18 protein-coding genes and 3 pseudogenes are annotated in these 19,052 nt (G+C 40.3%); 3 read left to right on the top strand and 18 right to left on the bottom strand.

What is annotated here, in order from left to right; genetic code table 11:
* Positions 1-9: 9 nt before the first annotated feature.
* From OKX00_RS08890 to OKX00_RS23335, 4 genes and pseudogenes are all read right to left on the bottom strand, one after another.
* Positions 10-1,254, bottom strand: a complete 1,245-nt coding sequence (locus OKX00_RS08890) for an RNA polymerase sigma factor (protein WP_265410153.1) — start codon at positions 1,252-1,254, stop codon at positions 10-12.
* The gene (locus tag OKX00_RS08885; RefSeq protein ID WP_265410152.1) at positions 1,254-1,664 is read right to left on the bottom strand and encodes a YciI family protein; all 411 of its coding nucleotides are present in this window, start codon (positions 1,662-1,664) and stop codon (positions 1,254-1,256) included. Before OKX00_RS08885 ends, OKX00_RS08890 begins: the two co-directional genes overlap by 1 nt.
* A gap of 540 nt (positions 1,665-2,204) precedes the next feature.
* Positions 2,205-2,369: pseudogene (locus tag OKX00_RS23230) on the bottom strand (dihydrofolate reductase); the annotation flags it as partial.
* Positions 2,365-2,505: pseudogene (locus OKX00_RS23335) on the bottom strand (quinone oxidoreductase); the annotation flags it as partial. The pseudogenes OKX00_RS23230 and OKX00_RS23335, both read right to left, overlap by 5 nt.
* 724 nt (positions 2,506-3,229) lie before the next feature.
* Between OKX00_RS23335 and OKX00_RS08880 the strand changes: the two are divergent.
* Positions 3,230-4,252, top strand: a complete 1,023-nt coding sequence (locus OKX00_RS08880; RefSeq protein WP_062234751.1) for a carbon-nitrogen hydrolase family protein — start codon at positions 3,230-3,232, stop codon at positions 4,250-4,252.
* Between the two features lie 428 nt (positions 4,253-4,680).
* Here OKX00_RS08880 and OKX00_RS08875 read toward each other — a convergent pair whose 3' ends face one another.
* From OKX00_RS08875 to OKX00_RS08840, 8 genes are all read right to left on the bottom strand, one after another.
* On the bottom strand, positions 4,681-4,941 hold the full coding sequence (locus tag OKX00_RS08875) for an OsmC family protein (protein ID WP_265410151.1): 261 nt from the start codon (positions 4,939-4,941) through the stop codon (positions 4,681-4,683).
* 439 nt (positions 4,942-5,380) lie between these two features.
* Positions 5,381-6,589 (bottom strand): aminotransferase A, encoded by a 1,209-nt coding sequence (locus OKX00_RS08870; RefSeq protein WP_265410150.1) that lies wholly within the window; start codon positions 6,587-6,589, stop codon positions 5,381-5,383.
* Positions 6,590-6,608: 19 nt separating this feature from the next.
* Positions 6,609-7,280, bottom strand: coding sequence for a GntR family transcriptional regulator (locus OKX00_RS08865; protein ID WP_265410149.1), 672 nt, complete (start codon positions 7,278-7,280; stop codon positions 6,609-6,611).
* A gap of 55 nt (positions 7,281-7,335) precedes the next feature.
* A complete protein-coding gene (locus OKX00_RS08860) occupies positions 7,336-8,043 on the bottom strand; it encodes an ABC transporter ATP-binding protein (protein ID WP_265410148.1) in 708 nt (235 codons plus the stop codon).
* Positions 8,036-8,809, bottom strand: a complete 774-nt coding sequence (locus OKX00_RS08855; RefSeq protein WP_265410147.1) for an ABC transporter ATP-binding protein — start codon at positions 8,807-8,809, stop codon at positions 8,036-8,038. The genes OKX00_RS08860 and OKX00_RS08855 overlap by 8 nt, the downstream gene beginning before the upstream one ends.
* Positions 8,784-9,791, bottom strand: coding sequence for a branched-chain amino acid ABC transporter permease (locus tag OKX00_RS08850; RefSeq protein ID WP_265410146.1), 1,008 nt, complete (start codon positions 9,789-9,791; stop codon positions 8,784-8,786). Before OKX00_RS08850 ends, OKX00_RS08855 begins: the two co-directional genes overlap by 26 nt.
* Positions 9,788-10,660, bottom strand: coding sequence for a branched-chain amino acid ABC transporter permease (locus tag OKX00_RS08845; protein WP_265410145.1), 873 nt, complete (start codon positions 10,658-10,660; stop codon positions 9,788-9,790). The genes OKX00_RS08850 and OKX00_RS08845 overlap by 4 nt, the downstream gene beginning before the upstream one ends.
* A 22-nt stretch (positions 10,661-10,682) precedes the next feature.
* Positions 10,683-11,867, bottom strand: a complete 1,185-nt coding sequence (locus tag OKX00_RS08840; protein WP_265410144.1) for an ABC transporter substrate-binding protein — start codon at positions 11,865-11,867, stop codon at positions 10,683-10,685.
* 146 nt (positions 11,868-12,013) lie between these two features.
* Between OKX00_RS08840 and OKX00_RS08835 the strand changes: the two genes are divergently transcribed.
* On the top strand, positions 12,014-13,405 hold the full coding sequence (locus OKX00_RS08835; RefSeq protein WP_265410143.1) for an FAD-binding oxidoreductase: 1,392 nt from the start codon (positions 12,014-12,016) through the stop codon (positions 13,403-13,405).
* 591 nt (positions 13,406-13,996) lie between these two features.
* Here OKX00_RS08835 and OKX00_RS08830 read toward each other — a convergent pair.
* A pseudogene (locus OKX00_RS08830) lies at positions 13,997-14,359 on the bottom strand (sigma factor); the annotation flags it as partial.
* A gap of 209 nt (positions 14,360-14,568) precedes the next feature.
* Here OKX00_RS08830 and OKX00_RS23330 point away from each other — a divergent pair.
* Complete coding sequence (locus tag OKX00_RS23330; protein WP_416054313.1) at positions 14,569-14,850, top strand: DUF4236 domain-containing protein; 282 nt, start codon at positions 14,569-14,571, stop codon at positions 14,848-14,850.
* Between the two features lie 260 nt (positions 14,851-15,110).
* Here the strand turns inward: OKX00_RS23330 and OKX00_RS08825 are convergent, their stop codons facing one another.
* The 5 genes from OKX00_RS08825 to OKX00_RS08810 all read right to left on the bottom strand — a co-directional run bounded on the left by OKX00_RS08825 (position 15,111) and on the right by OKX00_RS08810 (position 18,420).
* Complete coding sequence (locus OKX00_RS08825) at positions 15,111-15,311, bottom strand: cold-shock protein (RefSeq protein WP_026694123.1); 201 nt, start codon at positions 15,309-15,311, stop codon at positions 15,111-15,113.
* A 359-nt stretch (positions 15,312-15,670) separates the two neighbouring features.
* Positions 15,671-16,006, bottom strand: a complete 336-nt coding sequence (locus tag OKX00_RS23325; protein WP_416054312.1) for a helix-turn-helix domain-containing protein — start codon at positions 16,004-16,006, stop codon at positions 15,671-15,673.
* A gap of 167 nt (positions 16,007-16,173) precedes the next feature.
* Positions 16,174-16,317, bottom strand: a complete 144-nt coding sequence (locus OKX00_RS08820) for a response regulator (RefSeq protein ID WP_265410142.1) — start codon at positions 16,315-16,317, stop codon at positions 16,174-16,176.
* 1,234 nt (positions 16,318-17,551) lie between these two features.
* Entirely contained in the window at positions 17,552-17,767 is a 216-nt protein-coding gene (locus OKX00_RS08815; protein ID WP_265410141.1) for a hypothetical protein, read from the bottom strand.
* A 479-nt stretch (positions 17,768-18,246) separates the two neighbouring features.
* Positions 18,247-18,420 (bottom strand): hypothetical protein, encoded by a 174-nt coding sequence (locus tag OKX00_RS08810; protein ID WP_265410140.1) that lies wholly within the window; start codon positions 18,418-18,420, stop codon positions 18,247-18,249.
* Between the last annotated feature and the right edge of the window lie 632 nt (positions 18,421-19,052).

The following is a 19,052-nucleotide window of genomic DNA, read 5'->3' as shown; positions in this document are numbered from 1 at the left end:
ATATATTTTTTATTCCATACAAACTTTAGCCTGTTTCAATAGGAATTTCTGTTCCTGTACATTTTGTGTTAACGAAGCAGCACGCTGGAATTCTTCAAATGCTTCCCTCTTTCTCCCTAGCTTTAGGAGAAGATTGCCCTTTACGCTCGGAAGCAAATGATAGTTCTTCAACACCTGATCCAAAAGTAGAGAATCAACAATCTTTAACCCTGCCTCCGGCCCAAATGCCATCGATATAGCAACCCCACGATTCAATTCCACTATGGGAGAAGGTGCCACCAGGGCAAGGGCATCGTATAGGGCGGAGATTTCTTGCCAATCCGTTTCCGTTGCTGTTCGTGCCTTGGCGTGACAAGCAGCTATAGATGCTTGCAGTGAGTACGGACCATAGGTACCACCAATTTGCTCAATCCGCTTAAGCGCCGAAAAGCCACGGTGAATCAAAAGATCATCCCAAAGCACCCGATTCTGATCCTGAAGCAATATCGGCTCTCCTGATGGACCAATGCGAGCTTTGAAACGTGAGGCCTGGATTTCCATGAGGGCAATCAGGCCATGCACTTCCGGTTCCTCAGGGAGAATTTCCGCCAAAATCCGGCCAAGACGTATGGCTTCATTACACAGTGTTGGACGAATCCAGTTCTCACCGCCGTTTGCAACATATCCTTCATTAAACATGAGATAGATCACTTCCAGAACTGATGAAATACGGCTTGAAAGCTCAAGTCCATGGGGAACTTCAAAAGGTACCTTTGAAGCAGAAAGTGTACGCTTTGCTCTTACGATTCGTTGTGCAATGGTTGATTCCGACATAAGAAATGCTCGCGCAATTTCATCAGTCTTTAATCCGCATAACAGTTTAAGCGTTAGCGCGACTCGAGCTTCCCTGGAAAGCACCGGATGACATGTGGTGAAGATGAGACGCAGGAGATCGTCATTGATTTCCTCTTCAATTGAATCATAGTCCGTTTTGAATTCCATATTACGCCCGATTTCCTCATACTTTTGATCACGTAATTTGTTTTGACGCAGAAAATCAATCGCCCGACGTTTGGCAACAGTCATAAGCCATGCTCCCGGTTTTTCCGGTATGCCTGACTCCGGCCATTTTTCCATTGCAATGGCCAACGTATCTTGCGCTAAATCTTCTGCAATACTGACATCTTGAACAATTCGGGCAACACCAGCAATGATTCTGGCTGATTCGACTGTCCAGACCCCTTCAATGGTACGATGGGTTTCATATGTCTTCACTACTTTGATTTCTCGCGTAATTCAGCTTCTTTTGCCAACATTTCGGTCAGCTCCGGCGCCTCAAAAACTTGACGCAATTCAATCTGACCTTCCCCATGTCCTTGCGGGTCCGGCATCCGCATCGCCCACTCAATGGCTTCTTCCCTCGACTTCACATCAATCAGAATGAACCCGGCAATTAATTCTTTCGTTTCCGTGAATGGGCCATCAGTCACCACCGGCTTTTCCCCTGGTATTGGATAGGAAATGCGCATCCCATTTGAACTTGGATGAAGTCCTTTAGCTGCGACCCGGACACCTGCCTTAACTAATTCCTCATTGTACTTACTCATAGCTTCATTAAGCTCAGAACTCGGGCGATTTCCAGCTTCCGAATTTTTCGAGGCTTTGACAATCAACATAAACAGCATACATCTTCCTCCTTATTCTTAGTCACTTTCTTTTTAGAAGACCATTCATGCTCGGCCTTTGTATAAATACAACGAACAAGTAAAAGCAAAATCGACAACAATCATAAAAAATCTTTGTCAAATTATCTAAATGGAAATATGGGCATGAGAGTATAATTTATTCCAAATAATTAGCTGTTATTTCACAGAAAAGCTTATACAGATCATGGTGACCACATTTAGACGTTTTTTTATAAGATTTGTACTGAATTTCGGATAGCAATACAATGTTTCACTTTTGTGATAAATACTGAAACATCTTATTTTAGAAAAACTCCTCGTTAGTTTAATAAATTCAATAAAAAAGTGCATATCTCCTTTTTTGAGAAATGCACCCGTTTGTGGAAGATCCAATCTTACCGACAAGATCACCCGACAAACTGAATTAGACTGACTCGTAAAAAAAGCAGTGACGGACTAGGAACTCGAAAGACCTAGACTGCCGCTGCTTTTATTGTGCTAACGTAATCCGGTTAGCGTAATCTACTTTAGGAGACAAGTTCATCTAACCGTCTGGTAAACGAGGCCTATGGCTCCAGAATCAAATGTCTTGTTTTCGATAAGTTTAAGATTGATCTTCTCCTTGAGATCTTGGAATAACGGCAACCCGCTGCCAATCAGGACGGGTGAAACCGTAATTTTATACTCATCTATTAAATCAAGCTTGCATTGGTGAAAGATTATGTGGTGAGCGGGCTGCAATGGCTGACCGTTCCATGCATCGCGGCGGCTTCAAAAGAACGATTGAGGTTTTCTCCCCCTACCGTGTCAAATACTTTTCAAACCCTTTTCCGTTTGAATAATTTGTGCTTTCATTCCAGCTGCAATGGCATCGATTGGTAATTCCACCATCCAAGGCTATTTGACTGTTCTATGGTAAATCACATTTTTCTCATGAACTTCATATCCAATAACAAATGTTATTTCAAGAATATTGCAACAAAAAAACTTGCAAGCACGGTCATATGACCGAGCCTGCAAGTCCTTTGAAAATATATCATGTTTTATTTTTTTTTGCTTTTTGAAAAGATTTCTTTTGAAATTCGGTTGTTTTCATTAAATCGTCTGGCTTTTTCCTCGATAAATCGCTTTCCAGCATTCAATGATCCGGAGGAGGAAAGCAGACGCGCGTCTGCTTTTTTTATGTCTCTTTTTGTATTTCACCCTTTTGCGTTACGAATCGTAAATTTTCAGCTTTATAACTCTTTCACTGTTTATACGCATCTATTTCCTTCGTCTGGTTGAAATAGTGGTTTCAAGTCGATCATGATATCCCTAACTCATCTGAATTTTGTTGAACACTCACAACTAAATCTATCTATCAGGGGTATTTTCGGAAAATTCGAATAATATATGTTGACTAATAGAGTGCCGTTCTAATAAACTTAAATTAACTTTAAATTCAGAAGCGCTATCATAATAATAAGTTTATGCAGGTGTTCAAATTTTCATTACTCTCATCTATGCTTTATTGCTTTTACAATACTTCCAACCGTATCACAAAATTATAATAGGAGGTTTTAATTATGGGAAAGACTTATCCTAAATTCCGTGCTGCAGCTGTTCAAGCAGCCCCTGTATTTCTAGATTTGGATGCTACTGTTGAGAAAACATGTAAATTGATAGAAGAAGCTGCAAACAATGGAGCGACTCTAGTAGCTTTTCCTGAATCTTTTATTCCTGGTTACCCATGGTGGATCTGGTTAGGTGATCCCGGCGCATATGGTGCCCCATATTATGCAGAATTATATAAAAACGCAGTTGAGATTCCAGGCAAAGCGGTAAGCAAGATTAGTGAAGCTGCTAAAAATACTGGAACTTACGTTTGTGTTTCCGTAACTGAACTTGACGGTGGTTCTCTCTATCTCACCCAACTTTGGTTTGATCCGAATGGAAATTTGATGGGGAAACATCGTAAGCTGAAGCCAACAGGTGCTGAACGCTACATATGGGGCGAAGGTGATGGGAGCATGATGAAGGTTTTCGACACAGAAATTGGAAATTTAGGTGGACTCCAATGCTGGGAACATATGATTCCATTAAATATTGCTGCAATGAATTCATTAAATGAACAGGTTCATGTAGGATCATGGCCAGCCTTTAGCTGCAACATAGGTACCCTATTTACAGAAGGACCAAATGTGACGGCAAGTAAATATTACTCAGCAGCAGCGGGTTGCTTTACGTTAATGTCTACACAAATTATTACACAAGAAATGATTGATAAACTCTGTCAAAATGATTATCAAAGACAAATTATCCAGCAAGGTGGTGGATGTACACAAATCATCTCACCTGAGAGTACGGTAATCAGTAATATTGTTCCGAAAAATGAAGAGGGTTTTGCATATGCAGATATTGACCTTGAAATGATCGTTTATTGCAAATACGCAGTAGACCCGGCAGGTCATTATTCTGTTCCTGGTATACTAAGTCTTGATTTTAATCAAAACTACCAGCCAGCCGTTAGAAAATCTGGACAAAATATAGATTTAAGTATTTCGTACAATACCTTGCAGAAATCAGAAAGTACTGTATTAAATAAGTAGAAGAATATGGTTAGGAATAGTTAGATATCCGTCGACAACCCTCTCTCAATAGTTTCATTTTGAGAGGGGGTTTCTTATTTTTTATAATATAGATATTTATCATTAAAAATCAACGGATAAAATGCTAACAATCATAATGCACTGGTAATAACATTTAATACCTTCAACAAAGATATTTAGTTTGGTGAATAGGTCAAAATTAGCTAATTAGCTTTATAATCGAGTAGTCGGGGGTGACTAACCCCCGACTCCGGGTAGAAGGGCCAGCCTAAACCGGAGCCATCTTCTCACCACCTAAGAGTCTTTTATTACTGTCTATTATTAACCTTACGCTTCTAAATTCTATTTCTTCTTCCAAACGGTATGAATGTCAATGTTAGCATCTACAAAGAGATTATAAACCGGGCATCTGCGCTCCACCTCTTGTTTCAATTGTTGAACTCTCTCTTCGCTTTCCTTTGTTTGTGAAAACCAATTTTTTGAAAATTCGGTGATAGTCCTTCTTCTCCCATGAGTCCGCGTGTATCTAAAATTCCGCTCGTTTTGAAGTCAACTCCAGTAAAAGTAAAGCCCATTTCTTGGGCTACTAACGGAATCATTACCCCATTGCAACCATTGAGAGCTGCAGCCACATATTCAATCGGATTTGGCGAGGTATCAGTACCTCCTAATTCTACAGGTTCGTCCATCGAAAAAGGGGAAAATTGTCGTACAGAATGATAGAGATTAATGGTGGCGCTTTGCGGAATTTCTTAAAACCATGGTATCGACTGGAATTTGAGGAACAATATAAAAGTCACTTTTTTGCCCGTTTGGGAGGTAATTGAAATCACTCAAGTCGCTCAAGTCTGGTAAGGCGGTATAGGCGTAACCAACATGTTCTACAAAAAAAACAGATTCAGGGCAAACTGAATAAGACCTATTGGCTAGGGGTAATTAATAAAGCCGACTTGTTTTATAACCGTTAGCATAGGCGCCGCTGTTGTTCTTTAAAGAACGACTTAATGCTAGTTTTCTATACATCGCGAGTAAATAACTGTTAGTCCTAATGTAATCGCTTGTTTAATCCGCCATATCCTTCAAAACAGGAGCTGTTTCATCTTTAATCAAAACAGCTCCTCTGGTTTGCTATTCGATACGGTTTTTAGGAACTAGCCCTTTCGGAATATTAACCCTATTGATTTTTTTATTCTTAACAAACCTTTCTATCCTATTTAATCCTTCTTCTAATTGTTGAAGAGAATTAGCAAAAGAGATTCGGATGAAACCTTCTCCGAAAGGTGTAAATGCATCACCAGGCACCACCCCCACTCCCTCAGATTGAAGCAACTGCATGGCGAAATCAAACGATTTCATGTTCCACTTTTTAATAGAAGGAAAGAGGTAAAAGGCACCGTCTGGTTTAACGACATCAAACCCCATATTGACCAGCCGCTCATACATGTAATCTCTCCGCTTTTTGTATTCCTTTCTCATTTCCAATGGATCATTCGTTCCATTAGTTAACGCTTCAATGGCAGCGTATTGACTGATAGAACTAGCACAAACGGAATTATACATATGAACTTTCAGCATTTCCTCCGCCAGGTACGAGGGTGCACAGACATAGCCGATTCGCCAACCGGTCATGGAATGAGATTTGGATATACCGTTCACTACAATGTTTTTGGCACGTAAACTAGAATACGAAGCAATGGAATGATGGCTTCCGTCATAAACCAGTTCGCTGTAGATTTCATCTGAAATGACAAAAATTTCTTTATCGATAAGAAGCCGCGCGATCTTTTCGAGCTCTCCCTCACCTATTACTTTCCCTGTGGGGTTTGACGGATAGGTTAACACGATACAACGGGTTTTCTTTGTCACATGTTTTTCTATCATCTCTGCAGTCAGTAAAAATCCGTTTTTACTCGTATCTAGATAAACGGGTACGGCCCCACAAAGTTCGATTAACGGCTCATATCCTGGATAAGTCGGCGCTGGCAAGATAACTTCACAGCCTTCTTCTAGTATGGTACGGAAAGCCGTATCGATCGCCTCACTCGCTCCATTCGTTATAATGATCTCGTTTTCAGGGTTGTAGGCTAGCCTGTACTTATCATACATAATATTACTTACGGCTGTTCTCAGCTCAAGCAATCCGGCGTTCATTGTATAATCTGTTTTATTTTCGATAATGGCGGATATTCCTATGTTCTTAATATGGTCTGGTGTATGAAAGTCTGGCTGTCCAAGCGTTAAATTAATGGCTTCGGGGTAATCCACTAACATGTTCGAAAATTTTCGTATACCTGTGACCTCTAACTTTTTTACCCTTTTATTCACCAGATGTTTCATGCCGAACCTCCAACTTAACTCAGTGTAAAGAGGAAGCTTGATACCCTCTTATCCTGTTTTCAACGTTCTGGATATGTGTTTTCATCGCTCTACCCGCTTCCTCTGGATTTCCTTTTTGAAGAGCCTTTAAAATGGATACATGTTCTTCGTATGCCGTTTTGGAACCATACTCCAATGTCTTTGACAGTATTAGATACCGGCGATGGAGGTTATTGTTCAGTTGTTCAATAAATTGCTGGAGTTTTTGATTTGAATTCAGCTTCGCTAATGAAAGGTGAAATTCGGCATCTAGCTGAATAAATTGGTACAAATCGTTATCTTCAATGGCTTTTTTCTGTTCTTCCACCAATTCAACAAGCTCGCTCATCTTCTCCTCCGAGATTGGTATTCTCACAATCTGTTCAACATTGAAGGGCTCCAACAGCACACGCAGCTGCAGAAAGTTTTCGATATCATTGGGGGTGTACTCAGCCACTCGAGCGATCTTTCCGGAGCGCAAATCTACTAAACCTTCATATGATAGTTTTTCAATGGCTTTTTTTAGAGGAGTCCTGCTAATACCTAACATCGAAGCGATCGCTTCCTCGGGTAAATGTTCACCTGGAGAAAATCTCCCTTCGATGATGGCCTGCTTGATTTCACGATATGCCTGTTCTGCCAATGTTTCTGATTGAGTTAATTTTTTCAGCATATTGTCTCACTCCTGTCCTTCCCTGCTTATCGTCAGTCGACTTCAACACTTGTAATTACCCTGCACCTAGATAAACCTCTTTGATTTTCTTTAATTCGTTATCATTCATTTCTTGGGACTCATAAACCATTCTTCCCATATCCATGACATAAAGCCGATCAATTACATTTAAAGCTGCCACAGCATTTTGCTCCACCAATAATATCGTAGTTCCGTCTTGTGCAATTTTCTTTACCGCGTTAAATACGGATCTGACAATGATAGGAGCTAAGCCCATCGACGGTTCATCTAGGATCAACAAGGTGGGTTTTGTCACGAGTGCTCGCGCGATCGCCAGCATCTGCTGCTCTCCCCCGCTTAACGTTCCACCGAGTTGATTCCATCTTTCCTTAAGCTTAGGAAATAATTCTAAGGCATAATCCAGCTGTTCTTGTGGGTTGACTCTTTTTTTCACATTGTCTAACCCGACGTAAAGATTCTCAGCCACTGTCATCTTAGAGAAAATGTTCCTGCCCTGAGGAACATGGGCGATCCCTAGATTGAGGAGTTTAGATGGCGGGACTTGCGTTAAGTTTTTCCCCTGATAGTTTATCGTTCCGGCACGTGTTTTTATTAAATTGGAAATGGTTTTTAATAAGGTGGTTTTACCCACCCCATTAGCTCCTAAAATCCCCACGATTTCCCCTAAGTTTACATTCAAGCTAACACCATGTAACACCGTAATGTCGCCATAACCGCTCCGTACTCCTTGGATCTCAAGCATGGTCTTCCCCTCCTAAATATGCCTGAATGACCAACTCATCTTCAGAAATCTCCTTCGGTGTGCCATCTGCAATTTTTTGTCCGTGGTCGAGCACGATGATTCGATCAGCTAATGACATAATGACCTTCATATTGTGTTCAACGAGAACAACAGAGACCCCACGATTTCGAATGGAGAGAATAAGTTCGCATAATTGATCGGATTCTTGCGGACTAAATCCTGCGCCCGGTTCATCGAGCAAAAGAACCTTCGGGCGAGTCATAAGAGCCCTCGCAATCTCAACCCTTCTTCTCTCCTCCAAGGAAAGGGCACTTATTTCTTCCTGCGCTTTATGCCCAATCCCCAGCAGCTGCAGAAGTTCCATTGCTTTATTGGTGATTTGCTGTTCCGTTTTTCTCCATCGAACGGTCCTACCCAAAACGTCAAGTAATCCCCGTTTCGTATATAAATGTCCTCCGATTAATAAATTTTCGATCACTGTCAATTCGTTGAGAAGACGAATGGTTTGAAAACTGCGGCCGATCCCCATTTTCACCATTTGCCAGGCGTCCTTCTTGGAAACATATCCGTTATCTATTTGGATCTGCCCCGCAGATGGCCGCTGTAGGCCAGTCAATACATTCAACAATGTGGACTTTCCTGCTCCGTTGGGACCGATAATTCCTAGAATCTCACCCGCTTTTACGTCCACATCCACTTCCTTAACCGCCCAGAGTCCACCAAATTTTACAGATACCTGTTCAGCTTTGACTAAAATCTTGCTCATCCAATTCCCTCCTACGGTCCTTTAGCTTTAGTTGGGACGCAATACCCCTTTTTCTCAATTTCTTACTGATAAAGGGATAGATTCCTTCTGGAAGGAAAACGATAACAGTTACAAGAATCGCTCCGTATATGATGAGGCGAAGTTCGTTTAAAGCCCTCAGAGATTCACTAAGAACGGTCAATACCCCTGCTCCCACTAATGGACCAAACAACGTACCTGGCCCCCCGAGAATGGCCGTCGTGATAATGGTAATGGATTGGTTTAAATCAAACGTTTCCGGACTGATAAACGTCATGAATCCCGCATAAAGACCGCCTGCTATCCCAGCAATCCCTCCACTTAAGGAAAACGCCATGAGTTTATAACCGTAAACATTGATCCCGCTCACTTGTGCAGATATTTCATCGTGCCGAATACATTTCCACGCTCTCCCGATGGCTGAATTAACCACGAGATGAACCAATAACACAACCACCATTAAACAAAAAAGGGAAAACCCTAAAAAGTAGTTCTCATATTGTAATGAAATACCGAACAACTCCGGTGGAGCTATTCCTCTTATTCCGTTGGGTCCACCCGTTAACGATGTCCAGTTGTTAAAAATCACATTGACAATAATCCCAAAACCAAGTGTTGCTATCCCCAGGAAGTGCCCTTTAAGCTGCGTGGTAGGCAATCCTAGAATTAATCCGGTAAGACTTGTCAAAATGAAAGCAGCTAACAAGGCCAGCCAAAAGGACCAGTGCCATTGTGTGGTCAAAACGCCGACCGTGTAAGCACCTATGCCATAAAACCCAGCTTGTCCGAGTGAGACCTGACCTGTATAACCGACCAGAAGGTTCACACTTACCGCTAGCATGGCCGCAATGACTGCAAAAACCGCTACGCGCAAAATATAAAGGTTTTGCAAATACAGGCTAGATAGGACACAAATGATTCCTACAAGAATACACGTCCAAAACAGGATCCGGTTTCGATTCATACCTTTTCCCCCTGCACTTTGGTAAGAATTCCTTGAGGTTTTAAAATTAGGACTACAAATAAAACCGTAAACACGATGGCATCCTGAAAACCGGTCGAAATGTAGCCCCCGGCAAAGCTCTCAATCAGCCCTACAATAACTCCTCCGGCGATCGCACCTGAGACATTTCCCATCCCTCCAAGAACCACTACCACGAATGCCTTTAAAGTAAGGGAAATTCCCATGGTGGGATACACATTATAAACAGGAGCAAGCAATGCGCCGGCGATGCCCGTCAACGCCACTCCCAATATGAAGGTCATGAAGGATATTCGTTTCGTTGGGACCCCATAAAGTGTCGCTGTATCAGGATCAAGAGAAGCGGCTTGAACGGAACGCCCGAATTTTGTATGTTTTAACAATAGGAACGTTGCCAAACACAGAATAAAGCTAATAACCACAATCAACACCCGCTGCTGCGAAATAAAGATGCCTCCCATGTTAAAACTTTCTCCAGATAAAGGGCTTTTTACGACCTGAGGGTTAGGAGAGAATAAATATTGAGCAAGATTGACCAGGAAAAGAGAAACCCCTAATGAACTAAGCATCATATTAATATGATTGCTTTGCCGCAGTGGATAAAACGCTAAAAGATGTACGAGTAGTCCTATGATTCCTGCCACTGCAAAACCGATGATTACGGCCAGGGGATAGGAGACACCTTCTTGTACAAGGAAAAAAGCGCTGAATCCTCCAATCATCGCAAATTCCCCTTGCGCAAAATTGGCTAAGCCCATCACTCCATAAATCAATGTTAATCCCAAAGCAACCAATGAATACAAGGCTCCTAAAACGAGCCCATTAACAAGAGTCTGCGCAAATTCAACCATCCTTGCCTCCTGTAAAAGTAATTTATTCTGGACGGAAAATAACCGTTTGTGCACCATCTTTGATTTGTGCCATCCAAACTTTTGTGGTGGCTTGTCCGTCTTCCTGGAACGAAATGCTTCCCATGACACCCTGATAATTACTGATAGAGTGAAGTGCGTCATTCACTTTTTTGTTATCTAATGTCTTTGCCTTTTTAACTCCTTCTGCATACAGGTTTACCGCATCATAAGTTGCAGCGGAATAATAAGCATCGGGTTTGTCACCAAATTTGGTTTTATAAGCTTTTACAAACGTCTCAATCTTTTTGTCCCCTTTAATGGGCGTGAAATACTCGGTATGAATCATACCGTCTGCTGCTTTTCCGGCTAACTTAATAGGCGCCGCTCCACTGAAACCGCCAAAGCTATACCATTGTGTTTTCATACCCAAATCCTGGGCCTGTTTTAAAACAAGAGCACCTTCGGCGACAAGTCCACTAATGACAATCCCGTCTGGTTTCTTGCTCTTAATTTTTGTCAATTGGTCGTTAAATTCCTTTTGTCCAACGTTGTAATATTCAACGTTAACGATTTCCCCGCCACCTTTTTCAAAGAAGCTTTTAAAATCTTCAGACAGCCCTCTTCCGTAATCTGTATTTTCAGCAATGATTGCCAGCTTCTTATGCGGCTGTTTCTTTAATATGTAGTCTACGAACATTTTGGCCTGCATGGAGTTGTTGGCTACGTTTCGGTAGACGTTGGTATAGTCTGATTCTGTTATGGAGTTTGCAACCGCCACAGGGACAAAACTAGGAATGTCTTGTTTGGAGGTAATTCCGATATCCGTTAAGGTATCCGAACTCTTCAGGGTTCCAATCCATGCATTGATGCGATCCTCTGTCACTAACCGTTGGGTCACCTTTACTGATTCACTTGGATTGGCCTGATCATCCTGGATAATGAGCTTTATTTTTTTCCCCAAAATGCCGCCCTTCTTATTAATCTCATCCACTGCTAACTTGGCCCCATTTTCCATTTGTTTCCCGTACAATGCTCCGCCGCCAGAAAGCTGTGAAACGAAGCCAATTTTAATCTCCTCTTTTGAACCGGATGATTTACTCGATGATGCTTGATCCGCGCCTTTTGGTGGAGCACAGGCATTGAGTAAACTCAATACCAAGATTGCTGTTCCACACATTCCCACCGTTTTCAATCGCCATTTCTTCAAGTTCATTCCTCCTCATCCATTTTACGTTCTGTATACCAAATCCTGTATACAGAAAATTATATAGTGTGCTACTATAGGTGTAAACAGAATTTTCAGTATATTCATAATTTACTTTTGTGCATCAATCCATTAAAGGAGGGCTGGGAATGATTCTTGCTGAGGAGCTAACCAAGATCCTTTCTTCTGATCAAGTCACACAGAACCTGACGATTCTTCAACAACATAGCCAAGATGAGTCCTTCCATGAACCGCATCTTCCTGATGTTGTCGTTTTCCCCAAAAGTGCCAACGACGTTAGCCGCATTCTATCGTTTGCAAATGAACACAGAATTCCTGTTGTTCCATTTGGAGCAGGGTCTGGACTGGAAGGGCACGCCATCCCCGTTCAGGGAGGAATCACCCTGGATTTTGCTTTAATGAATCGAATCTTAGAGATTTATCCTTCTGATTTTTGTGTGAAAGTACAACCAGGAGTGACCCGGTTGCAGTTAAATAAAGAACTGAAAAAATATGGCTTATTCTTTTCTGTAGATCCTGGAGCTGATGCAACCTTAGGAGGAATGGCTGCCACAAACGCGAGCGGTACAACGGCCGTACGCTATGGGATCATGCGTGACCAGGTACGAGATCTAGAGGTTGTTTTAGCAGATGGGCGTACAATTCATACTGGAGGCCAAGCTGTAAAATCTTCGTCTGGTTACAATTTGAATGGGCTGTTTACGGGATCAGAGGGAACGTTAGGCGTATTTACGGAACTCACATTGAAAGTTTATGGTATTCCAGAATGTGTGATGGCGGCCAGAGCCGCCTTTCCTACTGTAAAACAAGCCCTAAATACTGCTACCTCCATATTAACTGCTGGCATTCCCATTGCTAAAATGGAATTGGTCGATTCACGCTCCATCTTACAGATGAATCGATTTCAAGAGACAGACTATCCAGTCATGCCCACTCTTTTCTTAGAATTTCATGGTAACGACAACGGATTAGAGCAGGAAACAGCGTTTACCAGACTTATAGCGGAAGAACAAGCATGTGTGGATTTTATTTACGAGTCAGACTCTAAAGAGAGAAAAAAACTGTGGGAGGCACGACATCACCTATCCTATGCATTTCGGCATGGATCTCCTGGGAAGCATATTGAAGGAACGGATGTCTGTGTTCCTCTCTCATGCCTTGCAGATTCCATTGAACATGCCAGAAAGAAAATGGAAGAGGCCGATATAGATGGTGCAGTTATTGGCCACATCGGAGATGGAAATTACCATACGCTTCTAGTTATCGATCCTGATGACCCCAATGATAGGAAGAAAGCACATGAGATCAACAAGGCTATCGTAGAATTTGCCTTACAACATGGAGGCACATGTACAGGGGAACACGGTGTAGGTCTAGGGAAAATAAGGTATCAGCGGGCAGAGCATGGAAATGCTCTTGATGTAATGATGGACCTAAAGAGATTACTAGATCCAAACCATATCTTAAATCCAGGAAAACTCTTTCCAATGAAATCCCCTTCTTCCATAAATATTAATTGAACAGAAGAGAGAGTTCATGTCGTTATTTTCTTGCTAAAACGAAATTTCATTACTCACAAAGCAGCTAGTACAACTTATCTTCCATATCATGCAATTGTTGATTTGCTTTTTTCATTATAAAACACATCTCTTTACTTAATGTGTAAAGAGATGTGTTTACCAGTACATTGCTTTTCATACATTTAAGATTCATTCATGAAGACAATTGAGACCTTATATATTAAGGAAAAAACACATGTGTATTTGCGCATGTGTTTTCACTTCCGTATTCGATTGTGCATATATTTATACCTGTTAAAGCGCATGTATTTACACAGTTAAAAACTAAAACGAATACCTTTGTAAAACATAAACACAATTTCAACCTGCCCTGATTTATCTCTTGTAACAATGAAAAAACAGATTTTTAATGATCAATAAACGCACCCAAACCGTTGAAGAAAAACAGACACCATTCTTAAACTAACCTGCCCTTTAGCTCAATAAGAAAAGCTGCCTGAGATGGCAGCTAAGATCTTAAAGAATTCACCAGTTATCTTGATAAAAATTAGAGCCTAATTTTAGGATTCTTATGTATTTAGGATATAAACACAGCTTTAGTAATGACATTAGAACCTCATTTTCCAGACAACGGGCCGCATACGTCGCAAGCTTAGTTCCCTTCCCTCTTGAATAACTCTCGATCTCCTTGATTAGCCCAATGGTTCCGATTGAAATCAGATCTTCGGTATCTTCACCTGTATTTTCAAATTTCTTTACAATATGTGCAACCAAACGCAAGTTGTGTTCGACCAGTTTGCTTCTGGCCTCCTGATCTCCCTCGGCCATCAGCTTTAAGTATTCTTTCTCCTCATTTTCGGAGAGGGGCTGTGGAAACGCATTGTTTTTTACATACGAAACAAACAGCATTACCTCTTTGAAAAAGTACGCCTCCACGGCTAGCAACCCGGACATACAGACACCTCCCGGCTTTTTTCGTTACTCTTATCTGTATGCCGGGTTGGGCTTGTTAGGTGTCTGTCCCAAAGAGGAATGATTGCCACACTTAAAATATATAAAAGCTCAGTACCATATTAATCTGTACCCCTTGTAAAGGACATTGAAAAAAAAGCTAGGCTACTTTAAGAAGATGATCTCTAAAGTTGATTTGATTCTACTTCCACGTGCCACCCAGCATACTATTATTATGCCATCTTTCCTATAATATACTTGGAATCAGTGCCGGCACAAAGGGATTGAGAGTTAGTCATGGTGCGGATGGAAAGACACGGGTAACTGCATCGATTCCTGGTACAGGTCTTTCCTATCAGGAAACGATTCAACCTAAAAAGGAACCCAAGGTGTCCAGAACTAAAAATCGCTCACATAATCCTTCTGACTTGCTATACCAATTTGAGGGGCTCTGCCCTTCTGGAGCATGCTGCTCAAACAGCGAAAGCCGGTGAGGTTTATGAGGCAATCGATATCTATGCTAATGCGCTAGCAATTGAAGAGCGGCTGAAAGAAATGTATCGCAAATTTCCCTTGGTTAACGTACCTAAATTAGGAAATCTTCAATAGCTATGCTATACTGAGTTAAACCATTTAAACGAGCCTCACTTTACTTGTACCATTTACCTGCTCTTGCGTTGAGCGGGTTTTTTAATGCACTTTTTTAAACAAAAAAACAGATCCTTTTAAAAAGGACCTGTTTTTATATAATTTATTATGCTTTTTGAACGTTTGCAGCTTGAGGTCCACGAGCACCTTGCTCAACGTCAAAAGTAACTTTTTGACCTTCGTCTAATGATTTGAAACCTTCAGATTGGATAGCAGAGAAATGAACGAATACGTCCTCTCCACCTTCGCGTTCGATAAATCCGAAACCTTTTTCTGCATTAAACCATTTAACTGTACCTTGTTCCATAATTATTTCCTCCTAGTGCGTTAAACACACAAAATGTTACTATTCTTGCCCAAAGTGATCATCAAGATGAAAAGTCGAATACTTAAACTGCTTTTACACCGAACAAAAATAATTCTTTTTTATTTTAACAGAAAATAGAAGTGAAACCAAGGCAAAAGAAAATAGGTACCAATAATATTTAAAAACAACGTTATATTATGACCTTCGTTTTACCTATTCCTTTAAATCCAGACAGCCGAATAAGAGCCCTGGTATCTAAAACCCTGCTGAGATTTAGAAGCAAAACCGACTTTTCATTTAATTACAAATTTTAAAATTTTTCATGAACTTATTTCTTTTATCTACTCGTCAACTCTACATTACAAAATTATTGAATGAGTTGATTCTTTTTTTCTCCCTATAAGAGATTGCTGCTGATATTGCGTTGGTGTAACCCCTTCGTATTTTTTGAACACCCTTGCAAAGTAATTTGGATCTGAAAAACCACATTTCTCGCTTATTTCCATTGCGTTTTCACTGCTGTAGATAAAACATTTTTTCGCTTTTTCAAGCCGACAGACTGTAATATATTGAGTGATCGTGCAACCCGTCTCTTGTTTAAAAAGTCTGCTAAGATATTGTCCATAAAGATGGACTAAACTAGATAAAGTATCTAAATTTAATTCTAAGTGAAGGTTGTTTTCTATGTATTCCATGACCGTTAAAATATCGTCATGGTCACAGGCTGCTCTAAAGAGGCTGAAACCGACCGTTTTACTACAGGTATATATTTGACCAAGGCTTGCCTGATCTCACTCGGGTGAGCAGGTTTTAATAAATAATCATATGTACCAGATTTAATATGGGGAAAGTCACTTCCATCTTACGCAGTAAGGAAGATAATGCGGCAATCCGGAACATCCTTTTCGATCATTTTTGCCGCCACTAAGCCATCCATAATAGGCATTTTAATATCCATAAGAACAACATCCATTCGATTTTGCTTAGCCAGGTCTAAAGCGGCCACCCCGTTTGTGGCTTCAAATAATTTGGAACTTTTTAACTAGCGCATAGAATAGACTACAGGATTTATCCTGTAATTTTCCTTTGAAAATCGGACAACCTGTAAAAAATTACGTTTAAGTGATAGATTGATCTCAATATCCGATTGAGGATTAAGAGGGGGTATGGATATGACAACTATTCTTTCCATAACTGGTGTAGCACTGCCCCTCCTATTATTCGCAAGCTTATATAAAGATAAATAGATTAATTTTTTTCAGGAAGACCCACCAAAATAGGTAGGCTTCATAAATTTGCCAGAAAATACAAATGGATCTCACTTATTTTTGCAATTTAAATTGTTTTCGGTGGTGTTTCCAAAATATTATTGCTAATTAAACGACTAAACCGATTGTAGTATAGAACGTCATAGCTAACTCTTACACTAATCTTAACGTAACAGCATTAAAAAAGGTGTTTCCTCATGTATGAAGGAACACCTTTCATTTATATTTTTATAACCTCGACACTGAATTCCTTGTAAAGCTTCACTTAGAAGTAATTCATTGTGTCCATCCCCATAGAAATCCCCTGTATCAAAGAGTGTAATAATTTGTGAGGAAATTACAAATTACTCCCTTAAAAGGATTTGGAAAGGATTTTTTATGAATATGATGGATGATCTCAATTACAAAGCAACGATGTTCATTTTCCCACAATCCGACTTCTTATTTATTTCATAGCCACCGTATTAAAATACGGTGCGTGAAATTATATTTTAAAGCTATCCGTACGATGTTCGTTCTGTTCCAACATCTTTACTCCTTTGCTTAAGGTACATTTCTTTCGGGACTGGACCGTCTGAATGAATATGAAGATTAGCAGCATTTTTATACTGTTCGGTGGAGCGTAATCATCACTGAATGTTTAAGGAAATTCAGGAGCGATCCGCTTCTAAATACAAAACTTTTGTATTTGTGTCCATATTCACTTCCGTAAACGATTGTGTTTGTAAAAAGTAATATCTCCTTCCTATATAAAGGGTCAGAGTCGGCAGAACTGAAGTAATACTTTTGATGTACGTTAGATTGCGGCAACAAATCGAGATTTAGAGACTATAATATAATAATAAAAAGGTTGTTTTTGTTGATTTTTACATATGATTTAGGCATTATCATCAGAACAGTTTTTCTATACGTTTATAAACTGATAGAGAAGTACTTCTAATTCAAATTGAATGAAGGGAGGTTTTTGATTGGTTAATCGACACCAGCAGCCTGGCGCATGGATTCCAGGAGGAGTGATGGTGCAGCAACAACATAGTCATCATAGCAGCCAGCATAGTCAGCATCACATGCCACACACCCAGCACGCTCAATGGCCGCATGGACATCATCCCCATCATGTTCATCATCCCCACCATATCCATTGGTCACATGGACACCATGTACCTCATCCTCACACCCATCCGGCACATTGGACACCTTGGCACCAGGGACAGCATCAGTCCCATCCTATACATTTTGTGCCTGGACAGCAGGGGCAGCCCCAGTCACAGCCAATTCACTTTATGCCCGGTCAGTACCGGGCACCGGGCACTAACTGATACTCCTAAGCACAGCTATTCTGCAAGAATTGCAGTGGCTAAGTAAATAAGGTAACAAAAAAGTAACCTATACCTACATTGGCCGTGCAGGTGGGTTACTTTTTGTGTTGATTAATACTACAACGTTCAGTGATGCGAAAAAAATCATGAGCATTAGTTTATCAGTAACAGTAACCATCAGCGACACCCCCTCTAATTAAGGGATTGCCACTTCCCACCCTGCAAATGAAGCTGTACCAGTAAATTAAATAGTATTTTACCCATAATAAAAACACAACTGGTTACGTATGGGTACAAATAAACAATTTAATTTATGCGGGTTGGAATCGCTCCAAAGTACCAACTTTATTACTTTTTTAAATACTCCTCAGCTGCTTTTTCAGTAACTAAAAGAGCATTAGTCAGATCTTTTTCAACAGCTTTGTCATCATTGATTTTAATTGTTTGATTGGTATAGTCGATTACAGTATCAAATCGGGAATCACTGAAACTAAGGTCAGCAGCTGCACCGATAGGTTTCATTGTTTGGCTGAATAGTTTGGAGGCATGAATTTTCTTCATGTAAGCGGAGGGTGGTTTTTTTGCGTAAAAAAAAGAGAATGGCTAAAGGTATATAATCATTCTAAAATTCAATATCCTTGCTATACATGCTTTATCAGAATTTTTCACTATACATTCCGTAAAAACATTAGGATGCTAAACTTTACATTTCGTCGTAAATTTTATGTTTATTTGACAAAAAAATTATCCCTCCTCGTTCTTTTTCGGGTTATTCTTAATGGCTTTTTACAGTTGGCTTTTGCTGCAATGATTTTTTCTCCTTTTAAATGTACCTGCAATCATTTACCTCTCTTCGAATTGAACCTGAAAAAGTAGCCATCTTCAGTGATAAACGATCTATAGCGAACATGAAGCAGACAACTGATTTAGTTCTTTACTGCGGAAAACCTGAGGGACTTACCTGTTTTTTGAACTTTTTTACGAGATACCTCGAAAAGGGATTGTATCTCATTATATTTAATGATAGTATACTATTTAAATAAAATAGTATAACACATATACATTTTATAAGATAAATAGTATAACATAATTTAATCAAAGGATGAAAAAGTGGATCTGTATTTCATTTAGCAATATCACTGGTAGGTAGTTAT

This window comes from Fictibacillus sp. KU28468, from assembly GCF_026153615.1.
Lineage (GTDB): Bacteria > Bacillota > Bacilli > Bacillales > Fictibacillaceae > Fictibacillus_C > Fictibacillus_C marinisediminis.
This window is presented reverse-complemented; position numbering and strand designations above follow the sequence as displayed.